At 59.2% G+C, this 20,973-nt stretch carries 24 protein-coding genes; 13 read left to right on the forward strand and 11 right to left on the reverse strand.

Annotated elements, in window-relative coordinates; genetic code table 11:
* Window positions 1-31: 31 nt before the first annotated feature.
* Window positions 32-796 carry an enoyl-CoA hydratase/isomerase family protein gene (locus tag LIX15_RS19895; RefSeq protein WP_227775310.1) on the forward strand — a complete coding sequence of 255 codons (765 nt, stop codon included), beginning with the start codon at window positions 32-34 and terminating at the stop codon, window positions 794-796.
* A 151-nt stretch (window positions 797-947) separates the two neighbouring features.
* Here the strand turns inward: LIX15_RS19895 and LIX15_RS19900 are convergent, their stop codons facing one another.
* Window positions 948-1,346 (reverse strand): winged helix-turn-helix domain-containing protein, encoded by a 399-nt coding sequence (locus tag LIX15_RS19900; protein ID WP_227775311.1) that lies wholly within the window; start codon window positions 1,344-1,346, stop codon window positions 948-950.
* A 107-nt stretch (window positions 1,347-1,453) separates the two neighbouring features.
* Here LIX15_RS19900 and LIX15_RS19905 point away from each other — a divergent pair, with 107 nt between their 5' ends.
* The 3 genes from LIX15_RS19905 (at window position 1,454) to LIX15_RS19915 (ending at window position 3,943) form a co-directional block, all read left to right on the forward strand.
* Window positions 1,454-2,152 (forward strand): hypothetical protein, encoded by a 699-nt coding sequence (locus LIX15_RS19905; protein ID WP_227775312.1) that lies wholly within the window; start codon window positions 1,454-1,456, stop codon window positions 2,150-2,152.
* A 110-nt stretch (window positions 2,153-2,262) separates the two neighbouring features.
* Window positions 2,263-2,940: a hypothetical protein gene (locus tag LIX15_RS19910; RefSeq protein WP_227775313.1), complete on the forward strand. Its 678-nt coding sequence runs from the start codon at window positions 2,263-2,265 to the stop codon at window positions 2,938-2,940.
* A gap of 133 nt (window positions 2,941-3,073) precedes the next feature.
* The gene (locus tag LIX15_RS19915) at window positions 3,074-3,943 is read left to right on the forward strand and encodes a mechanosensitive ion channel family protein (RefSeq protein ID WP_227775314.1); all 870 of its coding nucleotides are present in this window, start codon (window positions 3,074-3,076) and stop codon (window positions 3,941-3,943) included.
* 44 nt (window positions 3,944-3,987) lie between these two features.
* Here LIX15_RS19915 and LIX15_RS19920 read toward each other — a convergent pair whose 3' ends face one another.
* From LIX15_RS19920 to LIX15_RS19955, 8 genes are all read right to left on the reverse strand, one after another.
* The gene (locus tag LIX15_RS19920) at window positions 3,988-5,352 is read right to left on the reverse strand and encodes a dihydrolipoyl dehydrogenase (RefSeq protein WP_227775315.1); all 1,365 of its coding nucleotides are present in this window, start codon (window positions 5,350-5,352) and stop codon (window positions 3,988-3,990) included.
* 54 nt (window positions 5,353-5,406) lie between these two features.
* Window positions 5,407-5,832: a hypothetical protein gene (locus tag LIX15_RS19925; RefSeq protein WP_227775316.1), complete on the reverse strand. Its 426-nt coding sequence runs from the start codon at window positions 5,830-5,832 to the stop codon at window positions 5,407-5,409.
* Window positions 5,829-6,851, reverse strand: coding sequence for a DUF7972 family membrane protein (locus tag LIX15_RS19930; RefSeq protein ID WP_227775317.1), 1,023 nt, complete (start codon window positions 6,849-6,851; stop codon window positions 5,829-5,831). Before LIX15_RS19930 ends, LIX15_RS19925 begins: the two co-directional genes overlap by 4 nt.
* Window positions 6,844-7,059 carry a Sp36 family protein gene (gene sp36 / locus LIX15_RS19935; protein WP_227775318.1) on the reverse strand — a complete coding sequence of 72 codons (216 nt, stop codon included), beginning with the start codon at window positions 7,057-7,059 and terminating at the stop codon, window positions 6,844-6,846. The genes LIX15_RS19930 and sp36 overlap by 8 nt, the downstream gene beginning before the upstream one ends.
* Window positions 7,060-7,174: 115 nt before the next feature.
* Entirely contained in the window at window positions 7,175-8,080 is a 906-nt protein-coding gene (locus LIX15_RS19940) for a TylF/MycF/NovP-related O-methyltransferase (RefSeq protein WP_227775319.1), read from the reverse strand.
* A gap of 65 nt (window positions 8,081-8,145) precedes the next feature.
* Complete coding sequence (locus LIX15_RS19945) at window positions 8,146-9,306, reverse strand: GNAT family N-acetyltransferase (RefSeq protein ID WP_227775320.1); 1,161 nt, start codon at window positions 9,304-9,306, stop codon at window positions 8,146-8,148.
* Window positions 9,307-9,375: 69 nt separating this feature from the next.
* Entirely contained in the window at window positions 9,376-9,651 is a 276-nt protein-coding gene (locus LIX15_RS19950) for a helix-turn-helix domain-containing protein (RefSeq protein ID WP_227775321.1), read from the reverse strand.
* A 117-nt stretch (window positions 9,652-9,768) separates the two neighbouring features.
* On the reverse strand, window positions 9,769-10,644 hold the full coding sequence (locus LIX15_RS19955) for an amidohydrolase family protein (protein ID WP_227775322.1): 876 nt from the start codon (window positions 10,642-10,644) through the stop codon (window positions 9,769-9,771).
* Window positions 10,645-10,785: 141 nt separating this feature from the next.
* Between LIX15_RS19955 and LIX15_RS19960 the strand changes: the two genes are divergently transcribed.
* Window positions 10,786-12,219, forward strand: a complete 1,434-nt coding sequence (locus LIX15_RS19960) for a right-handed parallel beta-helix repeat-containing protein (RefSeq protein WP_227775323.1) — start codon at window positions 10,786-10,788, stop codon at window positions 12,217-12,219.
* Between the two features lie 170 nt (window positions 12,220-12,389).
* On the opposite strand, the gene LIX15_RS19965 is transcribed toward LIX15_RS19960, so the two are convergent.
* On the reverse strand, window positions 12,390-12,851 hold the full coding sequence (locus LIX15_RS19965) for a MaoC/PaaZ C-terminal domain-containing protein (protein WP_227775324.1): 462 nt from the start codon (window positions 12,849-12,851) through the stop codon (window positions 12,390-12,392).
* 51 nt (window positions 12,852-12,902) lie between these two features.
* Between LIX15_RS19965 and paaI the strand changes: the two genes are divergently transcribed.
* On the forward strand, window positions 12,903-13,310 hold the full coding sequence (paaI, locus tag LIX15_RS19970; RefSeq protein ID WP_227775325.1) for a hydroxyphenylacetyl-CoA thioesterase PaaI: 408 nt from the start codon (window positions 12,903-12,905) through the stop codon (window positions 13,308-13,310).
* Window positions 13,311-13,486: 176 nt separating this feature from the next.
* Window positions 13,487-14,398, forward strand: coding sequence for a universal stress protein (locus LIX15_RS19975; protein ID WP_227775326.1), 912 nt, complete (start codon window positions 13,487-13,489; stop codon window positions 14,396-14,398).
* A gap of 75 nt (window positions 14,399-14,473) precedes the next feature.
* Here LIX15_RS19975 and paaK read toward each other — a convergent pair whose 3' ends face one another.
* Entirely contained in the window at window positions 14,474-15,760 is a 1,287-nt protein-coding gene (gene paaK, locus LIX15_RS19980) for a phenylacetate--CoA ligase PaaK (RefSeq protein WP_227775327.1), read from the reverse strand.
* 88 nt (window positions 15,761-15,848) lie between these two features.
* On the opposite strand from paaK, the gene LIX15_RS19985 reads away from it, so the two are divergent.
* From LIX15_RS19985 to LIX15_RS20010, 6 genes are all read left to right on the forward strand, one after another.
* Window positions 15,849-16,274 (forward strand): hypothetical protein, encoded by a 426-nt coding sequence (locus LIX15_RS19985; RefSeq protein WP_227775328.1) that lies wholly within the window; start codon window positions 15,849-15,851, stop codon window positions 16,272-16,274.
* 534 nt (window positions 16,275-16,808) lie between these two features.
* Window positions 16,809-17,336, forward strand: coding sequence for a transcription factor E (gene tfe, locus LIX15_RS19990; protein WP_227775329.1), 528 nt, complete (start codon window positions 16,809-16,811; stop codon window positions 17,334-17,336).
* Window positions 17,336-18,010: a DUF2110 family protein gene (locus LIX15_RS19995; RefSeq protein ID WP_227775330.1), complete on the forward strand. Its 675-nt coding sequence runs from the start codon at window positions 17,336-17,338 to the stop codon at window positions 18,008-18,010. Before tfe ends, LIX15_RS19995 begins: the two co-directional genes overlap by 1 nt.
* Window positions 18,007-18,777: a DUF5803 family protein gene (locus LIX15_RS20000; RefSeq protein ID WP_227775331.1), complete on the forward strand. Its 771-nt coding sequence runs from the start codon at window positions 18,007-18,009 to the stop codon at window positions 18,775-18,777. The genes LIX15_RS19995 and LIX15_RS20000 overlap by 4 nt, the downstream gene beginning before the upstream one ends.
* Before the next feature lie 93 nt (window positions 18,778-18,870).
* Complete coding sequence (locus LIX15_RS20005; RefSeq protein ID WP_227775332.1) at window positions 18,871-19,557, forward strand: competence/damage-inducible protein A; 687 nt, start codon at window positions 18,871-18,873, stop codon at window positions 19,555-19,557.
* Window positions 19,558-20,079: 522 nt separating this feature from the next.
* Window positions 20,080-20,928, forward strand: coding sequence for a manganese catalase family protein (locus LIX15_RS20010; RefSeq protein WP_227775333.1), 849 nt, complete (start codon window positions 20,080-20,082; stop codon window positions 20,926-20,928).
* The last annotated feature ends 45 nt before the right edge of the window (window positions 20,929-20,973 follow it).

The raw sequence follows: 20,973 nt of genomic DNA on the forward strand, positions 1-20,973 counted from the left end.
TAATTAAATGTGCATGCCGTGACCCTCCCGTATGCACGTCTCTGACGACGACGGCGTTCGAACGGTGACGTTCGACCGACCCGAAGTACGAAACGCGTTCACACCAGAAGCCGCGGGCGAACTCGCGGAAATTTTGGCGGAGAGCGACCCGAAATCGATCGACGCGGTCGTGCTGACGGGCGAAGGGAAGGCGTTCAGCGCGGGCGGCGACATTCAGTCGATGGCCGAGCGCGAAGAGAACGTTCGAGAGGCTTACGAGCGAGTTCGGGATACGCTCTCGCGAGTCGTCCACGAGGTGCTGTCCGCACCCGTCCCGGTCGTCGCGAAAGTCAATGGCGACGCGGTCGGTGCCGGAATGGCGCTCGTCACCGCGGCGGATTTCGCATACGCCGCTGAACCCGCCCGATTCGCGGCCTCGTTCATTAACGTCGGCCTCATTCCGGATATGGGCGGCACCTTCCTCCTTCCGCGACTCGTCGGTCTGCGGAAAGCGAAGGAACTCGCGTTCACGGGCGAACTGATTTCGGCAGACGAAGCCGCGAAATTGGACGTAGTAAACGAAGTCGTGCCGGACGAGCAACTCGACGTCCGGGTTGCCGAGATGACCGAGACGCTGGCGAAGCAACCGACTCACACCATCGCGCTCGGGAAGCAGGCTCTGCACGAGAATCTAGGCAAGGATTGGCGCGAGGCGCTGGACTACGAGACGATGGTGCAGTCCCAAGCCTACGACATGCCCGCGCACAAAGAAGGCGTTTCCGCGTTTTTGGAGGGGAGAAAGCCCGAGTTCGAGTGAAACGATTCGATTGAAAGTCAATCACGGTGCTGTGAAAAGTCGAAATTTTCCCGAATTTCTGAAATTGAGATGACTATTTTGCGCGCAAACTACGTCGAATATCGAACTCATAAACTGTATCTCGCGCTATAGAATTGTGGGGATATCTCGTTCACGCTCCGGAGAGGTGAACGTGAATCACTCGGTTGCAGTCTTCCTCGCCGCAGACTGCACATTCACCGTTTTCGTCCGTGCCGTGCGCTTTGGCGAGCGTGGCGGCACCGTCCGCATCCAAATCGGTGGTTGCGAGCACCACACGCTCGCCAGCGTGGCCGAGTTCGTACTTTCCATCGGTTTCTCGGACGAATCGCTCACGGAGCTTTGAGAGGTGGTAGTTGAACCGACCCGTATCCCGGATCCCCACTCGTTCGCGGAGCTCCGAGAACGCGAGTGGTTCGTCCGCCACCGCGAGTTCACGGAGAATCGCGATACGGTGTTCGCTTGCGAGGGTGCCGAGTGCCTCTATCGCAGTTTCGGGGATGTCACCTGCGGTAGATTCCGTCGGGTGCATGGGTGGAATCAGTTAGTCTCCGTGACATACTTTTGGGAATTGATCATATCAGTTACAGAAACGAGTTTCGCGGAAACGATATATTCCTCTCGCTCGGCAGTCGAAACATGACTGGCGCAGATATCGAATTTCGGTTCGAATCGCTCGAAGACGAAGAACGGTTCGTTCGGGAGTACCTTCCGGATGCGTGGAATCGCTTCGAAGCGAGCGACTGCTGGGAAACCGGGTGGTTCTGGGCGTATCGGCAGTTCGCGGAGTACGACTCGGGGCCGGACTGCGGGCTAGCGCGAATCGTTTTCGAGGGCGACCCGGACGCGGTGGCTGATAGCGAAAAATCCCGTTGGAATCGATTCGACGGACTCGAATCGTGGCGACTCCGCCGATACGAGGAGACCGAGGAAGGATACGACAGTCTGCTCGAACAACAAAGGGACGCGAAGGGAGAGGTCGGCGGTGAGTGGGAGTACCGCCTGAAGCCACTCGCGGCCCGGTTCGCGGTTTCGTACTTCCGCGACTTCGACGAATCGCTTCCAATCGTCGGCGAAGCGTCCGACGACAACCGCGCCGGGGCCGGTTTCTGGGCGATGTACCACTACGCCATGATTCAGTGCGGTTTCGACTGGTACGACGAAACGGAAGCCTGTCTGAAAGGGATGCAAAATCGGTTGAAATCGCTTGCCAGTTACGAGGGGACGGACGCCGCTCGTGAGGAGTACGACCGTTTGCTCACCGAGTGGGAAGCCTATCGGGAGGAACTGGAAACGTGGTTCGACGAACATCCGACGGGGGAGGCGTCGGAACCGTGATTTCTCGAAGCGAAATCGCCGTCTCATCTCGATAATTCGTGATAGTTCGGGCAAAATCCCACCGAGTCACTTAACGGAATGGAACCCGTGTATTTGAAATACGAAATTCGATGCCCCTCGATTTCATCACGACCACCGCGATGGTACTGGCGTTGGGATTCGGCGTCGCGTTCACGTACTTCGGCTACGCGTTCGTGACACAACTGACGTCGCTGGTCGGCGCACTCGGCGGTGCACTGCTAGGAAGTTCCCTCGCACGTGCGTTCGTCGCGCCAATCGTTGGCGTCGCGTCGCCCGATCTGTTACTCGTGTCGCTTCTTGGCGCAATCGTCGGCAGTATCGTGGGCGGTCGCCTCGCTCGCTCCGCACAGCGATTGGCAATCGTCGCGCTCTGTTTCGTAGGTACCTCGACGATCGCTTACTCGATGTTCGGTCGTTCCAACCTCTTCGACCCGCTTTCGCTGCCGTCGATCGGTTCCGGCGTGGTAGATCCCTTCTTCGGGTCAATTATCGTCGGCGGAATCGTCAGCGTTCTCGTCTGGCAGTTCTATCTTCCGTTCTTGGCCGTCGTGACGAGCCTTCTGGGCGCGAGCATACTTCAGCAGTTCGTGCGCCACTGGAGCGACTTGCTCCCGGTGTTCCAGTCGGACGTGTGGGCGACGCTCGGAACGAACCATGTTCTCTGGGTGCTCCTCGTCGGAACGGGAATCGTCTATCAGTATCGACGCTATCGCAGACGGAAAGCGAGTAGACGCCTGCTGAAACCGATTCACCGACGCTTGAGCTAACCCTTCGCACCGGAACGACCCGACGCGAAGAGCCAGTACAGCTAACTACGTCGCCGTTTGCAGTCGAACACATGAATACCGCGAAACTCGTCGGACAGCACACTGTACCGACAACGCTCTCTCATCTCGTCTGATGGTCGCTCCTCCCGAACCGGCGTTCAACGACGTTTTCGGTAGCGTGGATTACACGGCGTTCCTGTTGCAACTCGGCGTTTTCGCCGTGTCGTTCATCGTGACCTACGGTGTCGGGCGTCTCGTCGCGGTGCCCGTCGGTCGGCGTCTTCTCAGGAGCCAACGCGTTACGCCGACGGTCAGAAAGCCCATGCTACGGTTCATCCGCGTTTCGACCGTCATCGTCGCCTTCTTCGTTGGACTCTTTTTGGCCAGGTTGGAGACCCTGTTGTCCGTGATGGGTGGGTTCGCGGCCGCGCTCACCCTCGCCGTCGGGTTCGCTTCTCGGGACATCGTCGGGAACCTCGTCGGGGGCGTGTTCATCATCAGCGACCCGAAGTTCAACATCGGCGATTGGATAGAGTGGGAGGACAACGAGGGAATCATCGAGGACATCAGTTTTCGAGCGACCCGCGTTCGAACGTTCAAAAACGAACTCATCACGGTGCCGAACTCCGTCCTCGCCAACAGCGTCGTCGTGAACCACGCAATCAAGGACGTGCTTCGAATCGATTACTCGTTCAGCGTCGAGTACAGCGGGAACATCGACGATATGCGGCGCGTCCTCCTCGAAGAAGCGGAGCGGAATCCCCAAATTCTCGCCGACCCGAAACCGGAGGTCATCGTAGACGACGTGACCGCGGCCGGAATCGGACTCACCTCGCGGTTTTGGATCGCCAACCCGAGTCGCCAGCGGTATCTCTCCGTCCGCTCGGCATACTTTCAGGCGGTCAAAGAGCAGTTCGAACGCGAAGGTTTCGAGATGTCTCCCGAGTTCCTCGAACTGACGGGTGAACTTGACGTACCCGACTCCTCCACTTCCGATAGGTAGCGAATCGACTGCGGCGAGGAACGTGATTAAAGCGTCGAGAGTGCTTATTCCACGTCCTCGAACGCTTTCAGCACCACCTTGCTCAGCGCCGGATGAATGTGAATCGTGTCGGTGACGTCGCTGATGGTTCCCGACCCGCTCGCCAGCGCGAGCAGGACTTCGTGAACCAGCGTCGAAGCGTCGGAACCGACGATATGACAGCCGAGAATGTCGCCGTCGTCGGGGGCGGCGAGCACTTTTACGAAGCCGTCTCGTTCTTTCTGCGCCTTGCCCATCACGGTGTCCTCGTAGGCACAGTGTCCGACGACGTACTCCCGTCCGGCCTCTCGGAGTTCTTCTTCGGTTTTCCCGGTTGCGGCCACCTGTGGCGACGTGAAGATGGCGTGGCCCATGCTCGAATAATCGACGGCTTCGCGCTCGCCGTCGAGCACGTTCTTCTCGATGTACTTCGCCTCTTGGTCTGCGGCGTGCTTGAACTGGTAGTTGCCCGCGATGTCGCCCTGCGCCCAGACGTTTTCCGCACTCGTCTCCAGATACTCGTTCGTCGCGATGAACCCCTGCTCGTCGGTGTCGATTTTCCCTGCTTCAACGCCGAGACTGTCGGTGTTCGGTCGCCTGCCGACGGCGACGAGCAGAGCGTCACCCGTCACCGAAACCTCCTCGCCATGGTCTCCCTCCGCAGTCACCGAAATTCTGTCGTCCTCCTGCGAAACCGCGGTCGCCTCGTGGCCGGTGTACACGTCGTGGCGTCGGCGCGCTACGTCGGTGAACGTCTCCGCGATTTCGCGGTCTTCGTTCGAGAGGAGAACGTCGCTTCGCCCGATGATGGTGACGGACGTGCCGAGCGCTTCGTAGAAGTACCCCAACTCGGCGGCGATGTACCCACCGCCGACGACGACGAGGTGTTCCGGTTGTCTATCGAGTCGAAGCGCGTCCTTGCTTGTGAGGAAGTCCACGTCGTCCAATCCGTCGATGGGCGGTACGACCGGCCGCGCTCCGCCAGCGACGACGACTTTCTCGCCCCGGATGCGCTCGTCACCGACTTCTAGCGTCCGGTCGTCCACGAATTGTGCTTCTTTCTGATAGAGTACGAGGTTGTCGTGGTCGCGGATGGTTTGCTCCATTTGCTCCGCTTTTCCATCGACCGTTTCCGTCACTTCGCGGACGATACCCCGAAAGTCGATGCCGATCGTCTCGGCGTCGATACCGAACTCGTCGGCGCGCGCTATCGTCTCCGCGACATCGGCGCGATGAATCAGCGTTTTCGACGGGTTACAGCCGCGATTCACGCACGTCCCGCCGATTGGCCCCCGCTCGACGAGCGCCACGTCCAACCCGCGCTCCGCACCGGCGCGCGCGACTTTGTTCCCTGTTCCCCCGCCGATAACGACGATGTCGAAATCCTCCACGTTCGGTCACCCACTCTCGATAGGGTCGGTATCGGTAAGAAACTCGTGCCCCAATCAGAGGAGCTTGTTCCCGCGAACCGTTACTTCGACGCTCTCGACCGTTTTTCCGTCGAAATCGACCGCAGTGAGCGTCGATTTTCCGACCGGGAGAAAAATCGACTTCTTGGTCTGTCCACTCCGCACAGCCGCCGTGTCGAACTCGGTTCCGCTGGAACTGATGACGGTTAGGTCACGGACGCCGGATTCCGTCGTCGCGGTCGGCGTGAGACTGACGCTCGCCACCACGCGCCCGCTCGCCCACGAGTCGCTGACTGACACTTTTTCGAAAATCTGAGAATCGGCGAGTCCGGAGACGCTCACATTCGGATTAAGTGTGAGACAACCGCTCAAACCCCCGATTCCAGCGCCGACGGTCGCACCGAGGAATTTCCGCCGCGAGAGGCAGGATGATCGTTCGTCCGTCTTTTCTCCCCTCGTCATCGTTGTGAGTCACGCAGAATCAGCGGTCCGATAGCCAGCGTTCGTTTCGCAACCGTGGCGATTCGCAGGATGTACGAAACCAGCAACATGAACGGAACGAGCGTCACGGTGAACGCGCCCGAGACGACCCAGAGGATGTCCGTGACGCCGAGCGTCGTTCCGGTAAACGTCCCGCTTCCGACGAACGCGAGCATCGCACCTGCGACGAAGAGGGCGGGAATCGCCGCGTAGAGAATCAACTGCGAGAGGTCGATGAGCGCCCACTGGAAGTAGAGCGTCTTGATGTGTTCCCGCGCCGGGCCGAACATCGACAGCGAGGTTTTCAACTCTTCGAACAGCCGGTGTTGCTCGTCGTCGAGGCTGTCGGAATACTCGTCGCGCATTCGCTCGACGTGGAAAATCTTCCACGAGTAGTTAAAATTAAGCGCCGCAAACAACACGTCGAACGTTCCGAACACCGCGCCGTCGAGTTGGTCTTTGACCGTGTCGGCGTTCCCGGTGAGACTGTCGACGAACTCGTCTAACTCCTCGCGCAGCTCCTCGTTTCCGTCTTCGCCGATCGAGTCCCGGAGTTCGTACGCCCGACTCTCGGTCGCGCTGATTATCTCCTTCAGGAACGCCGAGGGGTCGGAAGGCGTCGTGTGACCGAGCAGTTCCCCGACGAAGTTCCGGAAATCCATCGCATCGCTCATTCGCTGGCGTTGGTCGCCGAGCGGACCGTTTTCCTGCGATATGACCAACTGGCTGATGGTGACGACCAGCGTCGTCCCGGTGATGTTCGCGCCGATCATGGTGGAGAACATCGTCTCGATGGTGTCCGTTCTGGCGATTTCGGACTTCAACGGCGGATAGAGAACCGTTCCGGCGACGACGAACGAGACGAAGAAGACGACGGCTATCGCACCGGTTACGACGAGGCGTCGCGCGCCGAGGACCAACCAGAGTTTGATGCGACTCTCTCCGGCCCGTTCGCGCATCGTGTTCGCGGTGCTTATCTCTCCATCATTCCCGTCACTCATCTTCGTTCTCACCCTCCCACCATCTCGGTCGCTTGAAAACAAGATACTTCGTTCCGCCGCCGACATATTCGATGGTCGAGACGAGCTCCCATCCCTCCTCTCCGAGGTCGTTCAGGTCGTTAACGGGGTCTATCGACTCTTTTTTCGTACTGCCACGCGGTGGTCTGATAGTTTTGTACTCCCACCGGTCTCCAGTTTGCGATACCATCTTCTCGGTTACGTCGTCCGCGCGACCACGAATTACTGTTGTGGCTCTCCTATTTTGCGGAATGCTTGTGGGCCGATTCGAGATCGTCCACATCCTCTCCGAATCTCGAACCGCCTCAGTCGTTTCCTTTCCGAACGACCTCGACGCAGTTTTCGCCTTCGCCGTCTTCGGCGACCATCTCGAACACGGACGATTCTGGATTCTTCACGATGTAGCCGAGCAGGCTCCCGAATCCGTTGTGTTCGGGATGCAGGCCGAGGCCGCTTCCAGCACCGACCAATCCCGGCGGTTCCGTATCGAGCGTCTCCCGCCACCAATCGCCGTCGAAAAACAGGGTGGAAATCTCCATGTGTTTCACGTCGTGCGTGAAGCAGTAGCCACCCGACCGAAGGAGCGGCCAAAGATGTTCGAGGCAGGTTTCCGCGGATTCTCTGAGTCCCACGTCCAAAAAGAGGAGAACGCACGGTTGTTCGAACTCCGGCATCGTCCGGTCGAAGTATCCCTCGTGGAACGTACAGACTGAAACGTCGCCGTACCGAGCTATGTTTTCTTGAACTTCCTCTATCGGCGCACCCCACGCGTCCTCGTCGTAAGTGTGGATTTGCTCCGACTTGACGAGGACGTGTTCTCGGTCGTTTTCGTTCGGTTCCGGCATTCCCTCGAAGGAATCGAACACTTCCAGCGGTCGATTACAGAGTCCGGCGACGAGCGAGAGGTTGGCCGTACTCCCGCCCTTGTAACAGCCGCACTCGACCAAACTGCCGTCGTCCTCGTGGGGAATCGTCAGCACCTTCGTGGCGATGACGAGATGTTCGAGAAACGTCGAACCGGTCTGTATTTTCACGTTGTTCCGCGCCATCCTCGCGGCCAAGACGACCTTATCGACGAGTCCGACGCCGTACTCGGCTCCCGTTTCGGGGCGGAAGTATTCCGCGAGAACGACCGGCAAACTCGCCGCCAAGAGGGCGAACCGATATATTCGTGCGACTGACGCCACCACGCTTCGAGTGTTGTCTCCCATCTGTCGCCCTGAATTTCTCGTCACGGGATTTTGTTATGGCCCGTCAGAGTCGCGGTAAGAGGTTCCTACGCGGTGTCTCGCTCGCCGAACGAGATGTGCCAGTTCGACCGCTGGCTCAGTCGTTTGTCGCCGAGCGACCAGTTTTCGCAGTTGAGCGGAAGCGCGACGAGGCGACAGTCGAAATCCGACATCCACGATAGGGGTGGCACCGCATCGCTGATGAAGCCGAATTCGCGGAGCAGTTCGTCGGGAAGGTCTCCTTGCGTAACCGAAATGAGGTCGGAACCGGCGTACTCGCGGACGATTCGGTCGAGAAGTCGTGCGACCGCGCGACTTCTCGATTCGCTTTCGACCAGCGGAACGACGTCCGCGAGTTGCGTCACGGTTACCCCATTCGACGTCGTCCGCGTCCGTACCACGATTGCGGCGACCCCGTCGCCGCGCTCACGCGCAACGTAGGTTTCGCGTTCCCACGCGGGGCTCGAAAACCGCCAGCGATAGAACGTTTCGTCGCGGAGCGCATGAACCACATCCGGCGGTGTAGCGCGGTACAGTTCGGTGAGAATCGACGTTTCGACGCCCGAATAGCGAGTAACCGAGTGAGCCGTCGGAGTTCCCGAACCGTCCGACGGACCGTTCGTTCGGAATCGTCCCGTCCGGGAGCGATTCAGCCCGTGGAGACGACGCACGAACGGGGTCGCGAAATCGAGAAACCGCGACCGAATGCGTTTTCCGCGTCGAGCATCCCGGAAGAAGACGGACGGGTTCTGGATCCGATAGTACGTTTTTCGGTCGCCAACGATTTGCCAGCCGAGTTTGAGGTAGCCGGGCCTGGAACGCTGATTCGGGAAGTTGAAGAAAAACGCGGGTTCGCCGCCCGCGTAGTGGTCGATTGCGTGTTTCGTCATCCGGGTGAACAGCCCCCGTCGCCGATGCTCCGGATGCACCATGGTGTCCGCCGGTTGCAGTGCGAGTACCGTTTCTGAACCGGTACGCATTCGAAACGCGAGGAACGGCCGCGTACCGACGATTTCGCCGTCCTTCTCCACGACGAACACGGGGACGTGGTCGATGTAGGGATTATCCACGTACTTCCACCGAAACCAGCGTTCGCTCCGGTTTCGCCCGAAGACGGCGCGGTCGAGCGAGAGAAATCCGGACAAATCGCGCTCCTCGTACCACCGCACGACGTACCCATCTTCGGCAGTTCGATTTACTGTGGACATCTCTTCACGAACCTGCCTTCCGTAGTTTCGTACATAGTTATGCGGTGGAAGACCGGCGATTGGCCGACGCTACTGCATCCGCGAGAAGCGCCCGTCGATTGGATTATTGGTTTCCTCGTCGTGCGCACGGCAGCGGTAGACGCTCCGTTCGTTTCGGACGATATCGCGCTCCCGCAGGACGCGCAGGGCGCTGTAGAGTTCCAGATACTGAATTCCTAACGCTTCGTGTAGCTCTTCAACCGTCGCACCGCCCACAACGTGCAGATAGAGATACACCAGTTTCGTCCGCGGCGAGGGGAGGGTTGCGACGGATGCAAACCGCTGCCCGAGTCGAACGTTAACCATCAATCGAACTGTATCGCTCGCACCACTCCTTGTTATACGTCGCCTAAAAATCGGGGTCGAGGTGCTTATCTCGCCCTCGCGTTTCGTTCTCCCACTACTGCAGAACGCATGCCGTTCTCACAGGTCGAGGAACTCTTCTGCGTTTTCCCAAAGGATCTTGCGCTCGACTTCCTCGGGGAAGTCGAGTTCTTCGAACTGGTTCAACCACTTTTCGGGTCGAATCATCGGGTAGTCGGTACCGAACATCACCTTGTCTTGCAGGAGCGACTTCGCGTAGTGAAGCACCTGGTCGTCGATGTACTTCGGCAACCAACCGGAGAGGTCCATGTAGACGTTGCCCTTCTGCTGGCAGATGGCGAGCTGTTCTTGCTCCCACGGGAAGGCGGGGTGCGCGAGGAGAATCTGGAGGTCTGGATGTTCGGCGGCCACGTCGTCGATGAGCATCGGATTTCCGTACTTGATTTTCAGGCCGCGCCCGCCGGGTGCGCCCGCGCCGAGCGTCGAGTTACCGCCGTGGAAGACGACTGGAACGCCGAGGTCTTCGATGGTCGAAAACAGTTCCTCGTGTTCGGGGTCGCTCGGGTCGAAGCCCTGCGCGATTTGCTGGAATTTGAACCCGGAGAGGTCGAGGTCATTGGCGACGCGCTCCGCCTCCTCGACGCAGTCGGCCTTCAGCGGGTCGACGCTGCCGAAGCCGATGAAGAAATCATCGTACTCGTCGCGGATTTCGGCGACGTAGTCGTTCGGCACCGGCGGATTGCCGGTGTTGGTTTCCGCGTCCCAACCGAGCAGAATCGTCCGACCGATGCCCGCCTCGCGGTATTCCTCGACGAACGAATCGTAGGTGTCCGTCTCCATCTTCGCGCCGAACTTGTTCGCGGCGTCCTCCATCATTTGACCGCCAGCGTCCTCCAAGAACTCTTTCGTCGGCTGGTGGGCGTGGGTGTCGATAATTCGAGGTTCGTTCTCGTCTTCGAGGATGTCGATTGGCATACGCGATAGTTCGCGCTGGGGGTGAAAAAGATAGGCTACTCGGTTCCGCCTCGCTCTAAGAAGAACCGAGAACGTATTTAGTTATTTTAATAAAAAATGCGTGAATTAAACTTATAAATTAACGCCTGTACTGTTATCGAGATGAGCGAACCCTCTGATACAACGGCTTCCAATCCATCAAAAATCGACAGGCGCTCGTACCTGAAACTGGCGAGCAGTTCGATGGTCGCCGGTGCAACTCTCGGCGGTGTCACCGCCACAGCGACCGGCTTGGCGGACTCCACTGCATCCGACCAAACCACGGACTCCGACGATTTCCAATTCGATACCGTGTACAACGTCGTCTCCGACCTCGGCATGGATCCGACCGGGGAGGAACCCATCGACGACATTCTCGATGCGAACATCCAAAGCAATACGAAGCTGGAGTTCCCGCAGGGCGAGTACCGCGTCACGGATTTCACCTTCGATTTCGGCAACGGACTCCACGACTTCGGAATGGTTGGCGTCGAATCGGGCGCAACTATCGTCCTTGACACGGAGGACGACGTGACCGGAAATTCCGGCGCGGTGTGGTTGTCGCTCGGCGGGAAGGACTCGTACAACCTTCTCTACGAAGGTCTCACGCACGACGTCGGTAGTGCGCCGGAAGCGCCGAAAATGCAGCTTATCGTCGATGATGGACTGCTCGTCCGGGACGTGCTTCACCGCGGCAGTCACGACGGGTCACAAGGGCCGTTTCTGTTCGGCGTTCGAACAACATCCGGAACCGGCCTCGTTGAGAACCTTCGTGCGCCGGACGGTGCTCCGGACGGGAGCGGCGCAGTCGGTCTCTTTGTGGAAATGAACACGACCGGCGAATTGGAGTTTCGGGACTGTCACCTCGCGGGATTCCCGAACAACGGTCTCTACCAATCGAGTAAAAGCACCGGAACCGTCCGCGTCGTCGGCGGTGAGTACCGGAACAACAACATCGCAAACGTGCGACTCGCCGGGGCGGGAAGCGAGGTTCGTGACTGTTGCGTGACCGTGGACTCGTCCCATTCCGACGACTCGTTCCCGACGAATATGCGCGGTATCTGGCTGTTCGCGTCCGATGCCACGGTCGAAAATTGCGACGTGAACCTCACCGCGGAGACGGTTAGCGACGGTGCGATTGTCGTCGTCGGAGGCGGAACGCACGAGATTCGCGACACCCGGATCCGAGTCGATACCGACGACACCGCGGCGATGTACGCCGCCGCACCGGACACGACGCCAGCGCCCGTTTCGTGTACGAACGTTCAGGTGACGGGAGACGCGAACCACACGGCGAGCGGGTATCCCGGCAGCGCCGCCCTCCGCGTGTACGGCCGCCCTGATTCCGTCTTCGATTCCTGCTGCGTGGAACAGGCGGGAACAGACCGGGACGGTGTCCTGTTGCAGTACAGCGAGAACAGTCGGGTCTCAAACTGCTCGTTCGGCGTGACCGGCGACGCCGTCGTTCTCGACAACTCCGCCGACGTCGTCCGCCAAAACAACACGACCTGCGCTGCGTCCTGCGCCGCGCCATCGTGTTCGTCATCGACCGAGTGAGAGGATACACTCGCATCTAATTGAAAAACAGCAAGCCGAAAGAGAGCAGGACGACGCTGATAACGACCGCATCAGGGACCATATCTCGTTATTTATTCGTGGAAATATAGCCCGTTCGGAAGGGTCAAACAATTCGAATAACGATTCCCCGACAAAATACACATCGCCGATTACTCTTCGCGCTTGATGAGGAACTTCATGTCGCCCTCGAAGACGACGGTGTCTTCCTGGTTGGTCATCGTGGTGTCGATGACGACGAGGCCGGAGTCCTCGCGGCTGGACAGCTCTTTCGTCTCCACGACTTCCATGTCGAGCGAAATGGTGTCATCCATCCTGACGGGCGCGGGGATGTCCATGTAGTTCATGCCGAGGAACGCGAGGACGGTGCGCTCCAAGAAACCGCAGCGGTAGACGAAACCGGTCGCAAGGGAGAACGTCATCGGGCCGTGGGCGACGCGCTCGCCGAAGTATTCGTCCTCGGCGTAATGCTTGTTCGTGTGGAGTTCTGTCCAGTCGCCCGTGAACGCCGAATGCTGAACGAAATCGTATTCGGTGACCGTTCGACCGACGCTTTCGAACGTCTGGCCTTCCTCGAAGTCCTCGAAGTAGTGGGGTTCGTAGCTGTACGCCATATCGTCACCCTCTCGGGTAGAATATAAGTAACTACTGCACTGATGCGGATTATGGCGGAGATTCCCGACGACCACCGCGAAAAAATCGCAGCCGATCCGTTCTGTGCCACGCTCGGCATCGAACTGACAAGCCTCGAACCGAGCGGTGCGCGAACCGAACTGACGATTACGGACGACCTGCTCAACTTCCACGGGACGCCGCACGGCGGTGTCGTCTACTCACTCGCGGACGCCGCCTTCGCGGCGGCGTCTAACTCCGAGGGGAATGCGGCGCTCGCACTCGAAACGAACATGTCCTATCTCGCCGCGGCAGAGGTCGGGGAAACGCTAGTCGCGGTTGCGGAACGAGAGGACGAAACGCGGCGGACTGCATCCTATCGAGTTGACGTGCGTGCCGACGGCGAGAACGCGAATGGGGAGACGATCGCCATCTTCCGGGGCCGGGTGTACAAACCGTAGCTTTCGCTTCGCCCGCTTCGACTTCACTGCATTTTGTCGGAGACGTTTGACTTCGAAAATAGCAACTCAACGCTCGCCAGCGGTCATACAATCGAACCCAGAACATCCACGCTGTGAATTTCGGAATGGGTAATCAATCCACGGGATTTATACGCTCTCGAAAACTCGCGTGGAGTATGTATGTGAGTCCCGCTCCGTGGACTCCCTCGCTATTGTGCGCGGAGAGCGGTGGCCAATCCACCCGCCGAAACGTCGTCGTTCCGCTCTTCGACGGGATGGCAACCGACAGAACGGTTGAGTTTGCCGCCTCGATCGCCGATGAGTGGGAAGGTGACGTCATCCTCGCCAATCCGGTCGTCCGACCATCAGGGACGCAGTTCGACGGTTCAGACGATTTGCTGGACGAACACCAAAAAACGGCCGAACGGGCGCTCAAAACGACTCTCGGCCCGAATACGGGCGTCGAAACGCGGGGAACTGCCCGCGTCGGTCGATCGCTCCCGTCAATCGTCGGCGAGGTGAGCCAGGACTGTTCGGCCGGAGCGGTCGTGATAGACGACCCAGGTTCGGCGACGCGGTCGAATCCGCTGGGCCGGAACGTTCCCGCGCGCCTCGCTTGCAGCGTCGATTGCGACGTTCTCACCGTCGGCGGAAGCCACGCTTCGAAAACAATTTCGTCAGTTCTCGTTCCAGTTTCGGGCGGCCCCCACTCGGGATTAGCAGTGGACGTCGCCCGATACGTCGCACAAGCACACGGCGCGTGGGTCGAACTGCTTCACGTCATCGAAACCGGTGCGGACGAGCGACGACGGGACGATGCGGAGGAGTACGTCTCCGCCGCACGCGATCGACTCGGCGAGTTCGACGACTTCGATACGTGGGTACTCGAAGCCGACGACGCTACCGACGCGATTATCGAGCAGTCGAAATATTACGACATGACGGTGATGGGTGCGCCACAAAAGGGGAGACTTCGAGAGTTCGTCTTCGGTTCGACCATCGGTGAAGTTCGCTCGTCCGCACACAACACGGTCGTTACGGTCGAACGCCCGCACGAGCGGGATTCTCTTCTCGGTCGGTGGTTGTAGTTTCGGTCGGTGCTGTAACGGAAATCGGCATTTTCGAATCGCCGATTTCCGCGCGGGTTCGGGTATTCGTTTACGTTACCGGTGGTCGTAGACGCGCTTTACCTTTCCAACCTCCGTTCGCTCGATGGCACCCGGTTCGACCACTTCAAGTTCTTCGGGCGTTACGTCGAGTACCTCGCCGAGTCGAGCCTGAATTTCTGCCTTGAGTTCCTCCGGTGAGGCCTCGAACTGCTCGTGGTACTCGACCGTAATTTTCATGCGGTCTAAGTTTCCGTCCCGCGTCAGGTCGATTCGGTAGTGCGGTGCGACGGCGTCCAGGTCAACCATCACCTCCTCGATTTGGCTCGGATAGACGTTCACGCCGCGAACGATGAGTAGGTCGTCCGCCCGACCGGTGACGTTGCCCATGCGAACCATGGTTCGCCCGCAGTCACATTGCTCGTAGTTCAGGTTGGTCATATCGCCGGTTCGATAGCGCAAAACGGGAAGGGCTTCCTTCGTCAGACTCGTGATGACGAGTTCGCCTTCCTCACCTTCCGGAAGCGGTTCGCCCGTGGTCGGGTCGATGATTTCGGGATAGAAGTGGTCTTCCCAGATGTGTAGGCCGTCCTGCACGTCGGCACATTCGATGGAAACCCCCGGGCCGATGATTTCTGAGAGGCCATACACGTCCACCGCGGTCACGTCGAGCGCCGCTTCGATTTCCTCGCGCATCGGGTCGGTGAACGGTTCCGCGCCGATGACGACCGTCGAAAGCGGAAGGTCTCGGGGGTCGATACCCCGTTCTTCCGCGGCCTCCGCGAGGTAGAGGCAGTACGAGGGCGTGCAGGAAAGCACGTCGCTCTCCAAATCCTGAAGCATATCGATTTGCCGGGCGGTGTTTCCGCCACCGACCGGAATCACGCAGGCACCGAGTTCCTGTACTCCGTCGTGGAATCCGAGCCCCCCCGTGAACAAGCCGTAACCGTAGGCGTTCTGCACCACGTGTTTCGGTTTGACGCCCGCTGCGGCGAGCGACCGGGCCATCACCTCGCGCCAGACGCCGAGGTCGTCTTCCGTGTAAGAGACGATTTTTGGCTTTCCGGTCGTCCCTGACGAGGCGTGAATCCGGTGAATATCCTCGCGCGGAACCGCGAACATCCCGTCCGGGTAGTTGTCGCGGAAGTCCTCTTTCGTGGTGAACGGAAGCTTCGAGATGTCCTCCACGCTCTCCACGTCGTCCGGCGAAACCCCCGCCTCGTCCAACACGTTTCGGTAGAAGGAAACGTTCTCGTAGGCGTGTTCGACCGTTTCGACGAGTCGGCCATCCTGCAATGCCCGTAGCTCATCGCGTGACGCCGCTTCGGTGTCACTGTATACCATGCTGGTCGGTGCTTCGAAGAGCGACGGGAAAACTGTTTCTCGATTCTTGGCTGAACATTTATTTTGGTTGACGTTGCATTTCGATTGGATGGCAACAGTTTCGGAGCGGTTTTTGTGGGGTCGACAGGAGGGGAGGGTGCGCCACTGGTCGGTGTTCGTCGGGGGATTCGCAGGGGTGGTCTCGGCACTTTTCCTCGTGGTACTGCTCGGAAGCGGGTCGGGGTCGCGTCTCGCCTACGACTTCCTGCTTCCCGTATCGCTGTTTTACGCGCCGCCGATGATTTCCGCGATTAGCACGTTTCGCGGCGGTGGTCTGCTCGCCAGCCTCGCCGTCGGCGTCGTTCCGGCGGTGTCGTTCGGCGTCGTGTCCGTAGTTCGGCAGTTGGTGACCGGCGTTTCGTCCGCGGACGCGCCACTCTGGGCGCTCGTGCTGGGGTTCGGACTAATTGGGGTCGCCGGATCGATAGCTGGATTTCTGACTGGACGGGTCATTTTGCGGTTCGTTGAAGGGTGACATTCGGGAGTCGATATTCGGTAATTCGGAAGGAACTGTGATGAGCTGTGAATGATTTAGATTGGTGTCGAGGTGCTGTTAGCAGTTGCCGACACCAACGAAACCACCACGACGAATCCAGTAGTACGCGATTGAAACACGGTAGCTTGTCGGAAGCAAATCACACCAACACATGACCGCAACCGCGGGCCACACACCTCCCCAACCGACTGCGCTTCTCACTCCCTGCGGTCGTTGCGATGCTCATCCCTCGCACGACTCCAGCATGCCTTCACGTCCGAGGTTCCGCACCAAAGCCGCGCGAGGGACGAGCGAAGCGAGTACGATTGGAGAGGTATGTGGCTTGCGGTGGCGGTATATTTGGAGTCGTGACTTGCTCCCGGACAATCCTCCACCGGTGTAAATCGCGTCCTCTTAATTCGAACCACTCCGTCGAGACCCACCGAATCATACCGACACGGAAAACACGAAACAAAGCACTCCAACTGTCTCCCGATGGTTTTAAACAGATGAACGACCCGATATAACATATCAATGGCTTTCGAGGACCTGCTAAGCGACCCGGTGATTCAGAAGTACCTCCACGAACTGGTCGGGCCGAAGGGCATGCCGGTTGCCGCCGCGCCGCCGGACGGCGAGGTCACCGACGAGGAACTCGCAGAGGAACTCGACCTCGAACTCAACGACGTTCGCAGGGCACTGTTCATCCTCTACGAGAACGACCTTGCGACGTATCGCCGACTACGCGACGAGGATTCGGGCTGGCTCACCTATCTGTGGACCTTCGAGTACGACAAGATTCCGGAGAATCTGGAGGAGGAGATGCACCGCCTGCTCGACGCGCTGGAACAGCGCCAAGAGTACGAACGAAACCACGAGTTCTACCTCTGTGAAATCTGCTCTCTGCGATTCGAGTTCGGCGAAGCGATGGATTTCGGCTTCGAGTGTCCCGAATGCGGCTCGCCGCTCGAATCCATGGAGAACTCCATGCTCGTCACGTCGATGGAAGAACGAATCGAGGAACTCGAACGGGAACTTAATGTCGAGGTACTCGGTGCATAATGGTCGTTCTCGCAACCAAAGTGTACGTCAGCGGTGAGGCGAAACGCCGGGCGCTCGACGGACTCGAATCACTCATCGGCAACGCCCTTGGCGACTTGGACGTGGAGTACGACATCGGCGTCCGTCACGACGATTTCGTCTCGGTGACGGTCGAGGGGGAGGACGAAGTCGTCGCCCGAAACGTCCTCGGCGAGGAGTGGGGTGAGGTGACGCCGAACCTCCGCGAAGGAGACGTGTACGTCGGAACGCTCGAATCGTGGGACGACGACGGCTTCGTCCTCGACGCCGGGCAGGACGTTCGGATTCCGGCGTCCGAACTCGGACTGGGTCCCGGCAAACCCGAACAGATTATCGAACGATTCGGGCTGGTACAACACCTCCCGATGCGGTTCGTCTACGGCGGCGAGGACGACCCGTCCCGCCTCGCCGACGAGGAGCGCGACCGCCTGTTCGATTGGACGCGCGGCAACGGTCGAGTGAACGTCAACAGCGCGACCCGCGGCGAGGTTCGCGCGACGGTCAATCGCGCTGGACACGCCCAAGACATCGTGACGGTCGAACGCCTCGGCGTGCTGGAGCAGAGCATCATCTGTACGGAAAACACCGACCCGCCGGGACTGCTCTCCAGCATCGGGGGCTACATCCCCGCGGAGATCCGTTGCGTAATTCCATGAATCGACGCCTCGTCCTCGCATTCGGTCTGTTCGCTCTTCTCGCCATCAGCGCGGGCTGTACGTCGATTTTCGGCTCCGGAAGCATAAGCGACGACCAACTCGGGAAAGAGGCGTCGTACGACTGGAACACGGAGCAGAACGTCACCTACAACGTGACCAGCGACCAGTACCGAGCTATCTACGAGATGGACGGGAAGACGACGCTCGAAATTCACCAGGAAGAGGCGCTCGGCGAGCGCGCACCCGTCGAAATTTCGTCGGTACAGTTTCAGTACCCGAACGGAACGGTCGCAGGACACGAACAGATTCGAGTGAAAAAGACGAAAGAACAGACCATCATCACGCCGCCCCAGGGCGAGGGCAAACTGGCGTACACAGCGCCACGACAGGGGAAGACGTTCGCCGTTCCGACTCATCTGAACGATCAAACCTACGAGGTTATCATTCCAAAGGGAATGCGCGTCGATATGTTTCTGTTGAGCGACGTTCGTCCCGGTAGTTACTCGACGGAGATTCAGGACGGGCGCGTCCACGTCATCTGGGACCAACCGGTTGACGCGGATAACATCTCGGTTCGCTACTACCTCGCTCGTGATAAGTTCCTCTTCGGCGGCGTGGTCGGCATCGCGCTGGTGGCCGGATTGGTCGGACTCGCGTACTTCCGACTCCAGATTCGGGAACTCGAACGGAAGCGCGAAGAAATGGGCTTGAACACGGACATCACGGACGACGACTTCGGCGGCGGGCCGCCGCCAGGAATGCGATAGGCGGGTGTCGGTTGAGGGACGGCGGCGACGAGCGAGAAACGACGGGACGGGAGATGCAGTAGGGCTTTTCTTCATCGGGCCACACGATTCGATATGAAAATCGCGCTGATTTCCGTCGGAGACGAAATTCTTTCCGGCGACACCGTCAACACGAATGCGGCATGGTTGGGCGAGCGTTTGACCGAGCGCGGCGTCTCGGTCGAACGGGTACACGTCGTCCCCGACCGCGTGGCCGACATCGCCCGCGTGGTGAACGAATCGCTGGCCGAGTACGACGCCGTCATCGTGACGGGCGGACTCGGCCCGACGCACGACGATTTGACGATGGAGGGTGTCGCCGCCGCTGTCGGTGTTCCGGTCGAAGAGCACGCGGAGGCAGTCGAGTGGATAGAGAATCATTCGGACTACTCGCATGCCGACCTCGTTTCCGGGACGACCAATCTCCCGAAAGGGTCCCGAATGCTTCCGAACGAAGTCGGCGTCGCGCCCGGCGCGGAAATCAAGGACATCTACATCCTTCCTGGCGTGCCGGAGGAGATGAAGGCGATGTTCGAGCTCGTCGCCGACGAGTTCGACGGCGATCCGTATTTCAGACAGGTCGTTCCGGCGGACGAACCCGAAAGCGCGCTCATCGACCGATTCGAAGAACTACAGGAACGATTCGACGTGAAAGTGGGTAGCTATCCGGGCGACCACGTTCGCGTCAAAATCGAGGGGTCGGACGAAGAAATCGTGCAGAGCGCCGCCGGGTGGCTCCGCGAGCGGGTCGAACGACCCTGAAAACGGTTCGTTCGTCTATCGATAGAAGTACGCCATCCACGCGGCGACCGAGCCGATTGCGGCGACGAGAACGGCGATGCTGACGGCTTCGGTGGGAAACGTTGCGAGCGGAGCGAGGTCTGCGACTGGAATCATGTGCGGCGGTTGTCGGCGCTCTCTCTTAAGGTTTGAGAACTGTCCTCAGGACTGCTCGATTCGTCCCGATTTGTACTTACGATTATTTATGACGGCTATAAATAGTTTACCAGTACGCTCGATATATTTGCCATTTTGCAGGAGTACAAAACAGGCCCGTTAACGGCTGCGTTCGTTGCAGTCGGGCACTCGGTTTCTATCTCAGCGGACAATTCGATTATCCGCTGGCAACTGCGGAAGGATTTCTTGCGCTCGGATTCTTCTGGCCGCTTTTTTACTGTTACCGGCGGACTTCTGCCGCGGCGTAATTCGAGACGAATCGAACGCTTTCGCGAAAGCCACTACACTTATTGAAACGCTTGCTGGATTCGATTGCGGTGGGGAACGATGTTTTACCACGACAATGGGAAACTCCAGTACACAGTCGAAGTAGAGGAACCGAACCCGGAGTTTGCGAAGATGCTCCAGCAGGCCATCGGCGGCGTGGAGGGGGAGATGCGGGTAGCACTGCAGTACCTGTTTCAGGCGTGGGCGCTTCCGCAGAAACACAGCGAATACCGCCACGCGCTGTTGGAAACCGCCGCGGAGGAACTCGGACACATAGAAATGCTGGCGACGGCGGTTGCGAAGAATCTCGAAGGTGCGCCGGTCGAACTGCGCAATCAGATGGGACAGGACAACGCCGTCTCGGCGGCGATGAACGGGATGCAACCCCGACAGGTGCTTTCGTCCGGCCTGCACGCGATGCCCGTCGATAGCAACGGTGTCCCGTTCAACGGAAGTTGTATCGTCGCGAGCGGCAACCTCGTGGCGGACATGTACGCCAACGTGATGGCCGAATCGACCGGACGACTGCTCGCCACGCGACTGTGGGAGATGACCGATGACGACGGGATGAAGGACATGCTGTCGTACCTCATCGCGCGGGACACGATGCACCAGAATCAGTGGCTCGCGCTTCTACAGGATTTGGGCGACCCGGAAGACATGTTCGACCACCTGCCGGTTCCGGACAGTTTCCCGGACGAGATGGAACATCAGGAGTTCAACTACTCGTTCATGTCCACCGACATCAACGAACCGGACGACCCCCAACAGCCGTGGACACAGGGTGAATCGGTGGACGGCGAAGGGTCGTTTTCGTTCATCCGAGAACAAAACCTCGACGGAATGGAACCGGACCTCCAACCGCCGAACGAGAAGGCGCACAACGAAGTGAAAGAGAGCGACGACTAACGGGCGAGACAGGACCTATTTCGCCACTGCCCACACGCCTTTTAT

Source organism: Haladaptatus pallidirubidus, from assembly GCF_020700235.1.
Taxonomy (GTDB): Archaea; Halobacteriota; Halobacteria; order Halobacteriales; family Haladaptataceae; genus Haladaptatus; species Haladaptatus pallidirubidus.

Excerpts from the sequence above, each read along its gene's own strand:
- LIX15_RS19925 (WP_227775316.1), bottom strand. The coding sequence starts at position 5,832 with ATGACGAGGGGAGAAAAGACGGACGAACGATCATCCTGCCTCTCGCGG.
- LIX15_RS20005 (WP_227775332.1), top strand. The coding sequence starts at position 18,871 with ATGAAAATCGCGCTGATTTCCGTCGGAGACGAAATTCTTTCCGGCGAC.
- paaK (WP_227775327.1), bottom strand. The coding sequence starts at position 15,760 with ATGGTATACAGTGACACCGAAGCGGCGTCACGCGATGAGCTACGGGCA.
- LIX15_RS20010 (WP_227775333.1), top strand. The coding sequence starts at position 20,080 with ATGTTTTACCACGACAATGGGAAACTCCAGTACACAGTCGAAGTAGAG.
- LIX15_RS19910 (WP_227775313.1), top strand. The coding sequence starts at position 2,263 with ATGCCCCTCGATTTCATCACGACCACCGCGATGGTACTGGCGTTGGGA.
- LIX15_RS19915 (WP_227775314.1), top strand. The coding sequence starts at position 3,074 with ATGGTCGCTCCTCCCGAACCGGCGTTCAACGACGTTTTCGGTAGCGTG.
- LIX15_RS19975 (WP_227775326.1), top strand. The coding sequence starts at position 13,487 with ATGTATGTGAGTCCCGCTCCGTGGACTCCCTCGCTATTGTGCGCGGAG.
- LIX15_RS19895 (WP_227775310.1), top strand. The coding sequence starts at position 32 with ATGCACGTCTCTGACGACGACGGCGTTCGAACGGTGACGTTCGACCGA.
- LIX15_RS19950 (WP_227775321.1), bottom strand. The coding sequence starts at position 9,651 with ATGGTTAACGTTCGACTCGGGCAGCGGTTTGCATCCGTCGCAACCCTC.
- LIX15_RS20000 (WP_227775331.1), top strand. The coding sequence starts at position 18,007 with ATGAATCGACGCCTCGTCCTCGCATTCGGTCTGTTCGCTCTTCTCGCC.
- LIX15_RS19905 (WP_227775312.1), top strand. The coding sequence starts at position 1,454 with ATGACTGGCGCAGATATCGAATTTCGGTTCGAATCGCTCGAAGACGAA.
- LIX15_RS19985 (WP_227775328.1), top strand. The coding sequence starts at position 15,849 with ATGGCAACAGTTTCGGAGCGGTTTTTGTGGGGTCGACAGGAGGGGAGG.
- LIX15_RS19955 (WP_227775322.1), bottom strand. The coding sequence starts at position 10,644 with ATGCCAATCGACATCCTCGAAGACGAGAACGAACCTCGAATTATCGAC.
- LIX15_RS19965 (WP_227775324.1), bottom strand. The coding sequence starts at position 12,851 with ATGGCGTACAGCTACGAACCCCACTACTTCGAGGACTTCGAGGAAGGC.
- LIX15_RS19940 (WP_227775319.1), bottom strand. The coding sequence starts at position 8,080 with ATGGGAGACAACACTCGAAGCGTGGTGGCGTCAGTCGCACGAATATAT.
- LIX15_RS19900 (WP_227775311.1), bottom strand. The coding sequence starts at position 1,346 with ATGCACCCGACGGAATCTACCGCAGGTGACATCCCCGAAACTGCGATA.
- LIX15_RS19945 (WP_227775320.1), bottom strand. The coding sequence starts at position 9,306 with ATGTCCACAGTAAATCGAACTGCCGAAGATGGGTACGTCGTGCGGTGG.
- LIX15_RS19960 (WP_227775323.1), top strand. The coding sequence starts at position 10,786 with ATGAGCGAACCCTCTGATACAACGGCTTCCAATCCATCAAAAATCGAC.
- sp36 (WP_227775318.1), bottom strand. The coding sequence starts at position 7,059 with ATGGTATCGCAAACTGGAGACCGGTGGGAGTACAAAACTATCAGACCA.
- tfe (WP_227775329.1), top strand. The coding sequence starts at position 16,809 with ATGGCTTTCGAGGACCTGCTAAGCGACCCGGTGATTCAGAAGTACCTC.
- paaI (WP_227775325.1), top strand. The coding sequence starts at position 12,903 with ATGGCGGAGATTCCCGACGACCACCGCGAAAAAATCGCAGCCGATCCG.
- LIX15_RS19930 (WP_227775317.1), bottom strand. The coding sequence starts at position 6,851 with ATGAGTGACGGGAATGATGGAGAGATAAGCACCGCGAACACGATGCGC.
- LIX15_RS19995 (WP_227775330.1), top strand. The coding sequence starts at position 17,336 with ATGGTCGTTCTCGCAACCAAAGTGTACGTCAGCGGTGAGGCGAAACGC.